Origin of the sequence: Limnothrix sp. FACHB-881, from assembly GCF_014698135.1 — a bacterium.
Lineage (GTDB): Bacteria > Cyanobacteriota > Cyanobacteriia > CACIAM-69d > CACIAM-69d > CACIAM-69d.
On record NZ_JACJSN010000015.1, the window covers coordinates 1 to 14,351 of the forward strand.

The 14,351-nt window shown below is 53.2% G+C and carries 10 protein-coding genes; 9 read left to right on the forward strand and 1 reads right to left on the reverse strand.

The features are described 5' to 3' along the window. Window positions 1–277: 277 nt before the first annotated feature. The 9 genes from H6G52_RS13475 (at window position 278) to H6G52_RS13515 (ending at window position 11,556) form a co-directional block, all read left to right on the forward strand. Complete coding sequence (locus H6G52_RS13475; protein ID WP_190528991.1) at window positions 278–1,084, forward strand: ABC transporter permease; 807 nt, start codon at window positions 278–280, stop codon at window positions 1,082–1,084. A 152-nt stretch (window positions 1,085–1,236) separates the two neighbouring features. Beyond that, on the forward strand, window positions 1,237–2,673 hold the full coding sequence (locus H6G52_RS13480) for an ABC transporter ATP-binding protein (protein WP_190528993.1): 1,437 nt from the start codon (window positions 1,237–1,239) through the stop codon (window positions 2,671–2,673). A gap of 99 nt (window positions 2,674–2,772) precedes the next feature. Next, on the forward strand, window positions 2,773–3,882 hold the full coding sequence (locus tag H6G52_RS13485; RefSeq protein WP_190528995.1) for a sulfotransferase family protein: 1,110 nt from the start codon (window positions 2,773–2,775) through the stop codon (window positions 3,880–3,882). Window positions 3,883–3,894: 12 nt separating this feature from the next. Continuing rightward, window positions 3,895–5,013 (forward strand): glycosyltransferase, encoded by a 1,119-nt coding sequence (locus H6G52_RS13490; protein ID WP_199312411.1) that lies wholly within the window; start codon window positions 3,895–3,897, stop codon window positions 5,011–5,013. 149 nt (window positions 5,014–5,162) lie between these two features. Further along, window positions 5,163–5,951, forward strand: a complete 789-nt coding sequence (locus tag H6G52_RS13495) for a sulfotransferase domain-containing protein (RefSeq protein WP_190528998.1) — start codon at window positions 5,163–5,165, stop codon at window positions 5,949–5,951. A 130-nt stretch (window positions 5,952–6,081) separates the two neighbouring features. Beyond that, window positions 6,082–7,440 (forward strand): four-carbon acid sugar kinase family protein, encoded by a 1,359-nt coding sequence (locus tag H6G52_RS13500; RefSeq protein WP_190529000.1) that lies wholly within the window; start codon window positions 6,082–6,084, stop codon window positions 7,438–7,440. 281 nt (window positions 7,441–7,721) lie between these two features. Next, the gene (locus tag H6G52_RS13505; protein ID WP_099535202.1) at window positions 7,722–8,948 is read left to right on the forward strand and encodes a pentapeptide repeat-containing protein; all 1,227 of its coding nucleotides are present in this window, start codon (window positions 7,722–7,724) and stop codon (window positions 8,946–8,948) included. Window positions 8,949–9,270: 322 nt separating this feature from the next. After that, the gene (gatA, locus tag H6G52_RS13510) at window positions 9,271–10,734 is read left to right on the forward strand and encodes an Asp-tRNA(Asn)/Glu-tRNA(Gln) amidotransferase subunit GatA (RefSeq protein ID WP_099535200.1); all 1,464 of its coding nucleotides are present in this window, start codon (window positions 9,271–9,273) and stop codon (window positions 10,732–10,734) included. A 33-nt stretch (window positions 10,735–10,767) separates the two neighbouring features. Then, window positions 10,768–11,556 carry a sirohydrochlorin chelatase gene (locus tag H6G52_RS13515; RefSeq protein WP_190529002.1) on the forward strand — a complete coding sequence of 263 codons (789 nt, stop codon included), beginning with the start codon at window positions 10,768–10,770 and terminating at the stop codon, window positions 11,554–11,556. A gap of 214 nt (window positions 11,557–11,770) precedes the next feature. Here the strand turns inward: H6G52_RS13515 and tkt are convergent, their stop codons facing one another. Next, window positions 11,771–13,780: a transketolase gene (tkt, locus tag H6G52_RS13520; RefSeq protein WP_190353987.1), complete on the reverse strand. Its 2,010-nt coding sequence runs from the start codon at window positions 13,778–13,780 to the stop codon at window positions 11,771–11,773. Window positions 13,781–14,351 lie beyond the last annotated feature (571 nt).

Here is a 14,351-nt window from a genome sequence, read left to right on the forward strand (position 1 = left end):
ATCCCGAACTCGGTTGTGAAACGCTGTTACGGCGACGATAGTTGGGGGGTAGCCCCCTGCGAAAATAGCTCGATGCCAGGTTAATAATTGAAGAGAGGGGAGGGGGGTTCTAGAGCATTATCTAGAACCCCTTCCCTTGTTTCGCGATGTTTAATGAATGATGAGATTTGACCAATTTTGAGACTTTCTTGGTTCTCTTTAATAAGAAAATAAACTGAGCTAGTCTGTACCGTAGGCTGTAGCAGTCCCGGTCTGTGTTGTTCAGAGATGATTGATAATGTTATTACTCAGCGATCAGCAAGTTAAGCAATTAGGGTTGTTGCGTGCTCTAGTTGTTCGAGACTTGGAGGCTAAATATAAAGGATCAAGTTTGGGAAATTTGTGGACGATCGCCCATCAAATTTCCCAAATTTTTATTTATACCTATGTTTTTTCAATTGTTCTCAAAGTTAAGCTCAATCTCGTTGGAGTTGATTCAAATAGCTTTACGTTTGGTCTATGGCTCTACGCGGGACTATTGCCCTGGACTGCGATTACGAATGCGCTTGTTCAAGCGTCTACGGTTGTTTTAACCCAACCGAATCTAGTTAAGAAGGTTGTTTTTCCTTTGGGGTTACTACCCCTTGTTCCTGTACTATCTGCATTTATGGAGAGCTTTGCAGGGTTTCTTCTTTTGGTGGCGATGTTAGCAGTAAGTCACCAGGAACTACAGTTAACTTTAATTTTGATGCCGTTGATTTGGATTCCACAACTATTGCTGACGATCGGGCTGAGTTATTTGGTTGCTGGCTTAACGGTTTTTATTCGAGATTTAGCACAGTCTTTGCTGGTTGTGCTGAGTATGCTGTTTTATTTGACCCCAATTGTTTATCCACTCTCGGCGGTACCGGCTGAATGGCGTGATTGGTTGCTGTGGCTGAATCCAGCAGCGGTAGTCGTTGAAATTTACCGAGAGCTGGCGATTGTGGGGCAGATCACGCATTGGGGAGAATGGCTGGCAACGGTTGGCTACTCGCTTGCGGCCTATGGTGTAGGGCGTTGGGTTTATCGTCGGTTGCGTCCAGGGTTTGCGGATGTGCTTTAGGAGATGCTGGATCCGACCGGGCGAATGCATCAATGCTGAGTAGTTTCTGCTAAGGTGTTTGGAACCTGTAAATTTGCGGGTTACCGGATCTGTGTCGTGGCACGAAGATCTGGTGATTATCCTTGGTTGGAGTCTGACTGTCCTTAGCCCTAATGAACGATATTGTTATTTCGCTTCAGAGTGTTTCCAAATCGTTTCAGCGGTATGCAAGGCCGGTCGATCGCTTGAAGGAGTTGCTGTTACCGAATCGTCAGCAAGCGGATGTGTTTTGGGCGGTTAAAGATCTCAACCTTGAGGTTCCCCGAGGACAAACCTTAGGCATTGTGGGCCGAAACGGTTCCGGGAAAAGTACAACCTTGCAGATGGTTGTGGGAACGTTGCAGCCCTCCAGTGGTTCTGTGCAAGTGCAGGGGCGAATTTCCGCACTTTTGGAGTTAGGAAGTGGCTTTAACCCAGAATTTACGGGTCGGCAAAATGTATTTTTCAATGCTCAAATGTTGGGTCTGTCACGCCGAGAAGTAGAGGCAAAGTTTGACCAAATCGCTGCATTTGCGGATATTGGCGAATTTTTAGATGAGCCAGTCAAAACTTACTCGAGTGGCATGTTTGTACGGCTAGCATTTGCCGTTGCCATCCATTCGGATCCTGATATTTTGGTGGTTGACGAAGCTCTCTCTGTAGGAGATGAGGCTTTTCAGCGAAAGTGTTTTGCGAAGATTCATGCAGTGCGAGATGCAGGAGGAACGATTCTCTTTGTTTCTCATGGAGCATCGACAATTATTGAGTTGTGCGATCGCGCTATCTTGCTGGATCGCGGTGAATTGCTATTAGATGGTAATCCGAAATTAGTTGTTGATAAGTATCAAAAACTTAGCTACGCTCCACCCAATAAAGCTCAGGAGCTACGAGAAGAAATTCGGCGCTTAAACGGCTCAGAAGCTAATGTTTTTAGCCACAAAGAACTGACCATTATTGAAAGCATGGCAGCTTCAACGGATCTACTGCAACCGGTTGCGCCCCGGACTCCGCAGAAGCACCTGGGAACAACTCGGCTTAAGGCCTACTTTGATGCTCAGATGCAGCCGCCACAAACGATCACCTATATTTCTCGGGGCGCGAAGATTCAGGATCCAAAAATTACAACTTTAAATGGCGAGGTGGTGAACTATCTTGTTGGTCGGGATGAGTATCTGTACACTTACACCGTGAAATTTGAGCAAGATGTGACGCAAGTTCGCTTCGGAATGCTCATTAAAACTGTGAGCGGCTTGGAGTTAGGTGGCGCATCGTTGGTGGGGCGTAACTTTGCGATTGAGCAGGTGAAAGCTGGCTCGGTGGCCAAGGTCAAATTTCGATTTAAGTGTCTGTTAAATGCAGGTGCTTACTTTATGAATGCTGGAGTTTCTGGAACAATTGATGGGCATTTTGGTTATTTAGATCGCTGGATTGATGCGGCCATGTTTAAGGTGCAGGTGGAAGATTTTTCCCATGCTAGTGGCATTATTGATTGGGTAGTGGATCCTGATGTGACGGTTTATGCGGGGCCTGCATCTACCGTGACATTGCCGCTCAAGGCTTCAGAACCGTGAGGGTTTTGAAGGTTTAATTGGTTTAAGGATTGACATTTTTCTGAATCATTTAACCCATCGGGCAATTTGCATCCTACTGGAAGTATTGCCATCGTTTTTTTGATTCATCTGTTGATTTATTTGTTAATGGTTATGGCTCATTCGGGATCTGAAAATTTACTGCCCAATAACATGCCGCTGATTGTGTCAGGAATGCATCGATCGGGCACTTCTCTGATGACGGCGGTAGTGGGAGCGCTCGGTGTAGATTTGGGCGATCGCCTGTTAGATGGCGATATTCATAATGCCAAGGGCTATTTTGAGGATGTTGATTTCCTAGAATTTCAACGCCGAATTTTGCAGGAGCGATCGCCTGCGAATGATCTGGGTTGGCCAGATTGGGGCTGGACGGAAAGCGAGCAGCTCAATTTACAAAATCTGGATGCTTATCTGCCGGATGCTAAAGCTTTAATTGCCAGTCGATCGAGTCAAGGATTGTGGGGATGGAAAGACCCGAGAACAACGCTACTCTTAGATTTTTGGGCTGATTTATTGCCCAATGCTCGCTATCTGCTGGTGTATCGATTCCCTTGGGATGTGGCAGATTCAGTGTTGCGAGTCAATCATCCAACATTTGTGGCAAACCCCGATTATGCGCTACGAAGTTGGTATGTTTATAATCGATCGCTCCTGCGCTTTTATGAAAAACATCAAGACCAAAGTTTACTGATTAATGTCAACGCTTTTTTAGAAAACCCAGAAACTGGGCTAAAGCTACTACAAACTAAGCTGAACTTAGCTATTCAAGCAGATCAAGCTGAACCCGAAGTTCTTTCTCAAATTTTTGACCCTAAACTGTTTGCAAGCTTGGGTTGGGATTACCCGCTGGCGCGATCGCTCTATACAATTGCGCCGCGATACTTTTCACTCTTAAAAGCCTTAGATCAAGTGGCAGATCTATCCAGTTCTATGCCGAATTGGGTCACTGTTGCGCCCAGTATTGATGACAATCCACCGACTTATGACGGTGTACCGCCAGAACGTGCTGTGTTGGCCCTGCATGGTTGCTTGATTCAGAATAATTTTCGCCATCAACAGGAAATGCATCAACTATCTCAGCAGTTTGCGGAAAAACTAGATCAGACGCAAGCGGAGCTCAAAGCGGTTGAGCAATCTAAAGGTTGGCGGATACAGCAAGCTTTGAAACGTCTGAAAGCCAAGTTTATGTAGGGCGATTAGATCATGAACTCAGGTATGCCTCAACAGGAATTCGTGATTCCTTCGGTTGTTGAAAAGCCAGTGCTGTTATCTGTGGTGATTCCCTGCTACAACCATGGCGAATTTCTGAATGAGGCGATCGCCAGTGTGGAAAGCTGTGGCGGGAGTCATTGGGAAATTATTGTTGTGAATGATGGCTCAACGGATCCACTGACTCTTGAGCAACTCTCAGTTCTTAAAGCTCAGGGCTATCAAGTTATTGACCAGGAAAACCAGGGTTTATCGGCGGCCAGAAACTGTGGAATTCGAGCAGCAAAAGGTTGTTATATTTTGCCCTTGGATGCGGATAATTGTGTCAAGCTTCCATACCTGACTCGGGCGATCGAACTGTTAGAACAACATCCGGAAGTGGGTGTCGTTTATGGCAACCTAGAGCGATTTGGAGCCGAATCTGGGTTGGTGCAAGTGCCTCAATTTTCAGTGGATTTGCTGCTGCGCGGTAATGCGATCGATGCCTGTGCGGTGTTTCGTCGCTCAATCTGGTCAGACATTGGCGGTTATGACTCCAAAATTCCCGATCAATTGGGCTATGAAGACTGGGATTTTTGGCTTAGTATTGCTGAACGGGGCTGGCAGTTTTTGCACTTGGAAGCGGTGGGGTTTGCCTATCGTTGTCGCCCGGCTTCGATGGTCAGTGGTTGCAATATTCCCGAGCAACGATCGCGCCTGTTTGAATATATTTGTGCCAAACATGCCAAGCTTTACGCAACACATTTTCCTGCGGTATTTGCGGGCAAGGAGGCGGAAAGACTAGCGGCGGTGATTGAGTGTGAGCGGCTGCAAAATGACTTGTTGGATGCTCAAGAGGCGTTAACCTTAGAGCGCGATCGACTGCAACAGTTGCGCGATCGCCAAGTCAGTCACCTGGCTGAGTTAGCTGAGTTGCGAAAATCGCAATCGTTTCTGAAAGCGGAACTCGATCGCCTGCTTGTACATTGCGCGGCTCAGTCAGAGCAAATTCAAGCGCAACAAATGCAACTTCAGCAAATGTCTACCACCCTCGAATCAACCCGAATAACGGCACAAATGTCTTGGTGGCGGCGGCTCAAAAGACGGCTTAAACGTGGTCTAATGCTTAACTAGTTTTGGGTTAATTTTTGGTCAATTTTTGACCAATCAATTCTTTGAAGAGTCTATTCATTAACTCAAAGCTGATTGCCAGGTTGAAATCAGAAAAATTCCTAACTCATCAACCATTTCAGTCACAAGTAGTTTCAAGAAACTAGTTTAGTATGAAGCCTAGCTTTTTAATTATTGGTGTGCAAAAGGGAGGAACCACTTCTCTTTATCAATATTTGCTGCAACATCCTCAAATTCAATCAGCAGCAACTAAAGAAGTCCATTTCTTCGATTTGCAGTGGAACCAGGGAATTGATTGGTATCTGCAACAGTTTCCTGCCAATTCAGAACCTCATGAAATGACTGGTGAAGCCAGTCCCTACTATATTTTTCATCCTTTGGTGGCTCAACGGGCTTGGAAATTTGATCCAAGCTTAAAAATTATTGTTCTATTACGAAATCCAGCCGATCGCGCCCTGTCCCACTACTACCATGAGGTGCGGTGGCAGTTTGAATCTTTGGACTTGGAGGCGGCTTTGAATGCGGAATCGGAGCGCTTGGCCGGCGAACCTGATCGTTTTCTATCTGATCCAGCCTATCAAAGCTATGCCTATCAGCATTACAGCTATGTGGCTCGGGGACGCTACGCCGAGCAGCTCGAACCTTGGCGATCGCGCTTCGGATCTGATCAACTGCTGATTCTGAACAGTGAAAAATTCTACCAGCATCCCCAAGGAACCCTGGCGCGAGTTGTGCAATTCCTAGGATTGCCAGCCCATGAATTTTCAGGATTTACTAAATATAATGCCGGTGACTATCCCACTCCGGATCTCGTAATTTATGAGCGCCTTAAATCACGATTTCTTGAAGCCAATCAAGATCTCAAGCATTACCTAAAGCAGCATTTTCCAGAAACTTGGCAAGCTGAGTTTGCTAATCAATCAGATTGGTTAATTGAATAAGACCCCTTAAAAGCTAATCACCAGCTCAGAAATTTAAGCTCTAACATCATCTTGCTGCAAAGCGTGATTTTCAGGACTATTGCAGGCAAAATAGAAAGGTTGTCTTGCGATTTTCCCTGAGCGAACCGCAATGTCTAGCGCCTCTCCCTCTGACCAGACCAAAGCGCCCAAAATTATTGTTTTGGACGATGACCCAACAGGATCCCAGACGGTTCATAGTTGCTTGCTGTTAATGCGTTGGGATGTGGAAACCCTTTGTTTGGGGTTGGAGGATGCGTCGCCAATTGCATTTGTGCTGACTAATACGCGGGCTTTGACGGCGGAGGCGGCCGACGCGGTGACGCGGGAGGTTTGTCGTAATTTGAAGCAGGCGATCGCCCAAGTGGGGCTGACGGATTGGCTGGTAGTGAGTCGATCGGACTCAACCCTGCGTGGCCACTATCCCGTGGAGACTGACGCGATCGCGGAGGAGTTGGGGCCCTTTGATGCTCATTTCCTGGTGCCGGCCTTTTTTGAAGGGGGGCGCGTCACCCGCGACAGTGTGCATTATCTGAAGGTGAACGGTGTGGATACCCCCGTCCACGAGACGGAATTTGCCTGCGATTCGGTGTTTGGTTATCGCCACAGCTACTTGCCGGATTACGTGGCGGAAAAAACGGCGGGGCGCATTCCCGCAGACCATGTGGAGCGGTTTCAATTGGCCGATTTGCGCGGCGATCGGCTGACCCTGGAGCAGCGACTGCAAGCCTTGACCGGGAATCGATGCTGCGTGGTGGATGGGGAAGTGCAGGCTGATTTAAATCAGTTTGCGGCGGCCCTGTTGTCTCAGGCAAGCCAGGGGAAGCGATTCCTGTTTCGATCGGCCGCTAGCATCCTGACGGCCTTAGCGGCCCTGCCACCCCAGCCGGTGGCCGCTGAAGCGATGGCCCAGTATGTCCGAGACGGGCGATCGGGAGTGGCGATTGTGGGTTCCCATGTGCGCAAAACCACCGAACAGCTTCAGCAATTGCTGGCGGAGCCGGGGGTGGTGGGCATTGAAGTGCCCGTGGCAGAACTGCAAGGGCCCGATCGCGCTGCTATTGCCGCTAGCCTGTGCGATCGCGCGTTGACAGAGGTGCAGCGGGTGCGTGCTGATGGTAAAACACCTGTGATCTACACCAGCCGCCAGGAGCTGACCTTTGAGACGGTGGACATTCGCTTGGAATTCGGGCAAGCGGTCTCGGCCCTGCTGATGGCGATCGAGCGGGGGCTGCCGGAGGATATTGGTTACCTCATTAGCAAAGGGGGCATTACCTCCAACGACACCCTCAGCGACGGTTTAGCCTTGCGATCGGCTCGACTGCTAGGCCAGATCTTGCCCGGTGTTTCCGTCGTCAAAACCGCCGACCATCATCCCCAGTTTCCGAATTTGCCTGTGGTTTTATTCCCGGGCAATGTGGGCGATGCCAATGCGCTGGCATTGGTCTATCGCCGTCTCAGCCAAATTTAGTGCAATTTCTCGGTCTGAGCGATTGCTGTTCAATCACGGTTCAGTGACTGCTTAGGTGCTGTTCGGCTTTTGCGCGATCGGTCGCGCTAGCCCAGATTTCCTCGCCCATGACTGGCGATTGAAGGGGCCCGACCCACCAACAACGCCTCGGAGCACTGAAGTACAACAGAAAAAGAATCAGGAGGTTTAAATTTGCCTCAAAACCCTGAAATCTCTTTGAAATCCCCCGATCCCATCCTTTTGCAATTGCCATCGACGATGATCCGACTGAGGAGGACACCTTGACTGACAATCCACGGCTTGCCCTGATTGAACGGATCGCCACCGCGAGACGTGAGTGGCGCTGGGCTAATTCTGAGCTGGTGCATTTGGAAAAAGGGGTGAACGCTTGGAACCACTGGCGCTCTCGTCAGTCGGAGGCGAAACCCGACCTCAGTGGCATTGATCTGCGTGGTGTGGATCTCAAGGGGGTGAACCTGAGCCATGCCAAGCTAATTCGGGCAGATCTCTCGGGGGCAGACTTAACCGGGGCCAACCTGACCGGGGCGGATTTGGGCCAAGCAAACTTGACCCGGGCCAATTTGCAGGGAGCGATCTTGGTCGATACGGATTTGATTTGGGCCAAGTTGGTGGAAACCAATTTGCGCAAGGCTGATTTGCGGCGATCGAAGCCGATCGAAGCGGAATTTATCGGGGCTGACCTCAGCGAAGCGAGCTTGGCCGATGCCAAACTCAGCCGCGCCAGTTTTATGGACGCGGTGCTTTGTCGGACGGATTTCAGTCGATCAAAGTTGCTGGAAGCCAACTTTAGCGATGCCATCTTGGCCCAGTGCAGTTTTGCCGATGCCATTTTGATTGGGGCGGATCTGTGGCGTGCCCAGTTAACCGGCGCGAATCTGACCAGTGCGACCTTGACGGGAGCCAAGCTGAATAAGGCTGATTTCACCCGAGCGAATCTGTCTTCGGCGGATTTGACGGAGGTGGAAGCAAGGGGCGCAAGGTTCATGGGAACGGTGCTGACGGGGGCTTGCATCCAAGGCTGGGAAATTGATTCTGAAACGTCCCTCAGTGACGCGGTTTGCGATTATCTGTACCTGACGAGGGGCGATCGCCTGCCGGAAGGAACCCGATCGTTCATGCCCGGCGAGTTTGAGCAAACGGTTCGCAACGAGCTGATGGCGATCGAGTGGACGTTCCCCCAGGGAATTGACTGGTCTGCTTTTGTGAGTGCCTGTCAATCCGTGAGTGCAGTGAATCCCGACTTACAGTTGGGCTTACAGTCTTTTGAGCAGCGGGCCAGCGGAGAGCTGGTTGTGCGGCTGGATGCCACGGGGGCACGCGATCGGGCGGCGGTGTTCCAGCAACTGCGCACGGCCTATCAGGCGGCCCTGCCTTCTCCCAAGCCTTCCGCCAAGGGAGCACCCCCGGAACAGGAACCCAGTTGCCATAGCCTTTGGGCGATCGCTCAAACCCTGTCGCGGGTGCAGCATCTGCCCATGGTTCCCTAGGGGCGAGATCGGGGCGATCGATCCCTGGTTGCCCACTTCCCCGGGGCCGAAATGGAGAAACCACCCGCAGAACCCCCTTTGGGGCCAGGGGGTTCAACAATGGTTTGGTATCCTAGAGACGGCCATCTGTGCAGTCGTCCTATTTTTTCCATCGATTATTGTCAGAATGTTGCCCAGCGGATCTTGTTAACCTCCTAATCAGATCTGGTTGATGGCGCAATTGATGACCCGAATTGATGCAATTGGGCGCTGTGCCGCTTGCCTAATCCATCCGAAAGCCTGAGAATTTTGCAGCCTTTCTACGCATCCTGAAGCATTCCCAATGGCATCCATCCGCGAGCTACACCAACAACTCGTTCGCAAAGAGCGCTCGGCCGTCGAGATCGCCCGCGAAGCGCTTGACCACATTGCCCAGACCGAGCCACGGGTGAAGAGTTTCTTGACCCTCACGGCTGATTTGGCCCTGGAGCAAGCCCAGCGTGTGGATGCCAAAATTGCAGCGGGCGAGTCGATCGGCCCCCTAGCTGGCATCCCGATCGCCATCAAAGACAACATGTGTACGCGCGGCATTCGCACCACCTGCGCGTCCAAAATGTTGGATAACTTTGTGCCGCCCTACGAATCCACCGTGACCCAAAAGCTCTTCGATGCGGGCGCGGTGATGGTCGGCAAGACCAATCTGGACGAGTTTGCCATGGGCAGCTCCACGGAAAACTCCGCTTTCCAAGTGACAGCGAACCCCTGGGACTTGGAGCGTGTGCCTGGTGGTTCCTCCGGTGGGTCGGCGGCGGCCGTCGCAGCAGGCCAATGTCTGGTCTCGATCGGTTCTGATACCGGTGGCTCGATCCGTCAGCCCGCTGCCTTCTGTGGCGTGGTTGGCCTGAAACCCACCTATGGCCTGGTGTCCCGCTATGGGCTGGTGGCCTTTGCCTCTTCGCTGGATCAAGTCGGGCCCTTTGGGCGATCGGTGGAAGATACGGCCCTGCTCTTGGGGACGATCGCGGGGTATGACCCCAAAGATTCCACTAGTTTGAATGTGCCGATTCCCAACTATGCCAAGAGCCTGCTTCCGGATTTCCGCCCCAAGAGCAAGCTAAAGGTAGGGGTGATTCAAGAAACCTTCGGTGCTGGCCTGGACGCGGAAGTGGAAAAGGCCGTTGAAGATGCCCTGAAGGTGCTTCAGGAGCTGGGTGCTGAAATTGAGGTGGTCTCCTGCCCCCGATTCCGCTACGGGCTGCCAACCTACTACATTATTGCGCCGTCGGAAGCTTCAGCGAACCTGGCGCGTTATGACGGGGTGAAGTATGGTTTCCGGGCCCCCGGCGAGAACCTGCTCGAGATGTATGAAAAGACCCGCGCCGCCGGATTTGGCTCCGAGGTCAAACGACGGATTGCGATCGGGACTTATGCCCTGTCAGCGGGTTACTACGATGCCTATTACCTGCGGGCCCAAAAGGTGCGCACCCTGATTAAGCAAGACTTTGAGCGAGCTTTTGCAAGGGTGGATGTGCTGATTTCGCCCACGGCCCCAACCACGGCCTTCAAGGCGGGTGAAAAGACTGATGATCCGGTGTCCATGTACCTGTCGGATTTGATGACAATTCCGGTGAACTTGGCCGGCTTGCCTGCCCTGAGCTTGCCCTGTGGTTTTGATCGCAACGGGATGCCGATCGGGATGCAAATCATTGGCGATGTGCTGCGGGAAGATTTGGTGCTGGAAGTGGCTCATGCTTATGAACAGGCAACTCACTGGCATGTGAAACGACCGGAGATCGCCCCCGACTAATGACGCTTCGTTTAGCGGTTTTCGACAGACTCCATGGGCTATCCCCGATCGATTAACGATCCTTCGCGACCGGTTTTGCGTGCTGTGGTGTTAGTAGCCCATGGCAGTCGCGATCATCGTCCCCGTCAAGCGGTGGAGTTGTTGGCGAGTCGGCTTTCGGCAACGCTGGCGGCGGCCAACGTGCGATCGATTGTGGCTGTGGCCCAGTTGGAGGGGGCTAGCACGCCGCTGCATCAACAGTTAGTGGGGTTTGCCCAACGCGCGCGATCGGCCGGGGCAGTGCGGGTGGAAATCATTCCCCTCTTTTTGTCGATGGGAGTCCATGCCACGGTGGATGTCCCCGAGGAAGTGGCCTTGGCAACCCAGAGCATGGGGCCCCAATGGGGCGATCGATGGCAGCTCTATCCTCCCCTGGGCGTATGGCCCGGCTTAGATCGGGTCATGACGGAGGAGTGGCGCAAGGTTGCGGTGGAGTTGCCGCGCCGGGCTTGGGTGCTGGTGGCCCATGGCAGCCGGAACCCGCTGGGCAATCAATTGGTGGAACAGTTGGCGGAGCAACTGGGCATCACGCTGGCTTACTGGGCGATCGCCCCAACGCTGCTCGATCGGCTCACGGAGTTTGCCGCTGCCGGCCACCGGGCGATCGGCATCTTTCCCTATTTCCTGTTTGCCGGTAGTCTCACCGATGCCTTATTTGAACAGGTATATAGCTGGCAGCGCGATCACACCGATGTGGATGTGCAATGGCTGGAGCCGATCGGCCCGGCGGCCTCCTTGGTTCGGCTCATGGCCAGTCAGTTGCTCGACGACCTCAACGACTGAACGCTTTTCTTGGGAAAGCAATTCCTTGAGGAACAAAGTCCAAGCAACCAAAAACAAGACCAAAATGCGAAAAACAAAATCGGGCTAGCCACAAGGACTAACCCGATTGTTTGTTCAAAAAATAAATTGTCGAACGAGATTCAGTGGTCTGCCGGGTCACAAGGGGCCGTGACCCCTTGCAACCGAACATCCAAGCTGAGCGTTGGTGCGGGAATTAGCCGAGCAGGGCCTTAGCCTTGTCCAACACGTTCTCGACGGTGAAGCCGAACTTCTCCATCAACACGCCACCGGGAGCCGAAGCGCCAAAGGTGTCCGTCCCGATCGAAGCGCCGGCCGAACCCACGTAGCGGGCCCAACCGAAGGTCGTGCCAGCTTCCACCGACAACCGCTTGGTGACGGCAGCGGGCAGCACCGATTCCTTATATTCGGCGCTTTGCTCGTCGAACAGTTCCATGCAGGGCATCGACACCACGCGCACCTTGTGGCCGGCAGCGGTCAGTTGCTCGGCGGCGGCGACGCAGAGGCTGACTTCCGAACCAGTACCGATCAGGATCAGTTCGGGCGTGCCTTCGCAATCGGCGATCACGTAAGCACCTTGGGCCACCTTGTCAGCGCTGGAACCGGCCAGGTTGGGCAGGTTTTGGCGAGTCAGGGCCAGGGCACTGGGACGCTTGCGGTTAGCCACGGCCACCTTGTAAGCACCGGAGGTTTCCGTGCCGTCGGCGGGGCGCAGGGTCAGCATGTTGGGGATGATCCGCAACGAGGCGATCGTCTCCACCGGTTGGTGGGTCGGGCCATCTTCACCCAGGGCGATCGAGTCGTGGGTCAACACGTAGATCACACCGGCTTCCGCCAGGGCCGACAGACGCATTGCGCCGCGCATGTAGTCGGCGAACACCAGGAAGGTGGCGCAGTAGGGAATCAAGCCCGAGTTGTGCAGGGCGATGCCGTTGCAGATGGCGGCCATGCCGTGCTCGCGCACCCCAAAGCGGACGTTACGGTTTTCGTAAGCGCCCTTTTGGAAGTCGCCGGAGCACTTCAGCTCGGTCAGGTTGGAGTGGGTCAAGTCCGCCGAACCGCCAATCAGTTCGGGCAGCTTGGGGGCGATCGCATTCAGGCAAATTTCCGAATGCTTCCGGGTTGCCACCGCCTTGTCAGCGGGGGTGTAGGTGGGCAGATCCGCGTCCCAACCTTGGGGCAGTTCACCGCGCAGCAACCGCTCAAATTCAGCGGCATCGGCGGCGTACTGGGTCTTGTATTGGGCGAAGATGCTGTTCCACTCGGCTTCCAGGCTGGCACCGGTTTCGATCGCCTTTTTCGTCCAACCCTCAGCCACTTCGGCGGGCACTTCAAACTCGCCGTAGCTCCAACCCAAGCTTTCGCGGGTCAGCTTCACTTCGTCGGGGCCCAGCGCCGCACCGTGTACGCCAGCGGTGTTGGCTTTGTTGGGCGAACCATAGCCGATCGTGGTGGTGACCTTGATCAGGGTCGGCTTGTCGGTGACGGCCTTGGCTTCCTCGATCGCCTTCGCGATCGCGGCCAAATCCGTGTTGCCGTTGGTCACGTGGATCGTGTGCCAGCCGTAGGCTTCAAAGCGCTTGCTGACATCTTCGGTAAAGGAAATATCCGTGTTACCGTCGATCGAAATGTGGTTGTCATCGTACAGCGCGATCAGCTTGCCCAAGCCCCAGTGGCCAGCCAAGGAGCAAGCTTCACCGGACACGCCTTCCATGTTGCAGCCATCGCCCAGGATCACGTAGGTGTAGTGATCGACGATCTTGGCATCGGGCTTGTTGAATTTGGCAGCCAAGTGGGCTTCCGCAGCGGCCAAGCCCACAGCGTTACAAATCCCTTGACCCAGGGGGCCGGTGGTAACTTCCACGCCGGGGGTTTCGAAGTTCTCGGGGTGGCCGGGCGTGCGCGATCCCCACTGACGGAAATTTTTGATGTCTTCAATGGTCACGCTGTCATAGCCCGTCAGATGTAGCAGCGCATACTGCAACATACAGCCGTGGCCAGCCGACAATACGAAGCGATCACGGTTAAACCAGTTCGGATTCTTGGGATTGAAACGGAGGAACTGATTCCACAGCACATAGGCCATGGGAGCCGCGCCCATCGGCAGACCGGGGTGACCCGAGTTCGCCTTCTGAACGGCATCGATCGCCAAAAAGCGAATGGCATTAATAGACAGTTCGTCGAGGGATTGGGTAGCGACAGCCATACTTGCTCGAACTCGTTCGACTGGAGAAGGTGAGTGGGGGACAGCGATCGGCGCGCGCCGCGATCTCAAGAAACAGCTAAATCCCGGGGTGTAGAGCGCGCGTCGCAGTAGGCAGATGGACTACGACCGCCCGAGTTAGCCCCTACACTATCTCACCAGAGGGGAATGGGAGCAAGCAGACCGTGGAATTGCTACATGGAGAAGTCTTTGGGAGCCTGAGTGGGGCCCCGGAGTGATTAAAAAAGGTGTGATGACGGGGCGATCGGGACGGAAATTGACCCAGGCAGCGGGCGATCGACCAATTGATTAACCCGCTCAATTAACCCGCGAATTTTCTAACTCGCGAATTTTCATTAATTTGCATCGGTTAACCGGCGCTGATAACCGGTGCTTAAGCTGCGCCGTGCCTAAGCCGCCTTGGGGAAGCACTCAGGAACGTCTTCATGGCCGATCGCTTCAGTGGGTGAGGCTGTGGGTGGATGGATCGGGATGGGAGCTGATGGATTTGACGATGGATTTAGCGTTGAGGAGGAGGGTGGTGGGCCATGATTTTTCATGCAGCGAGATGATT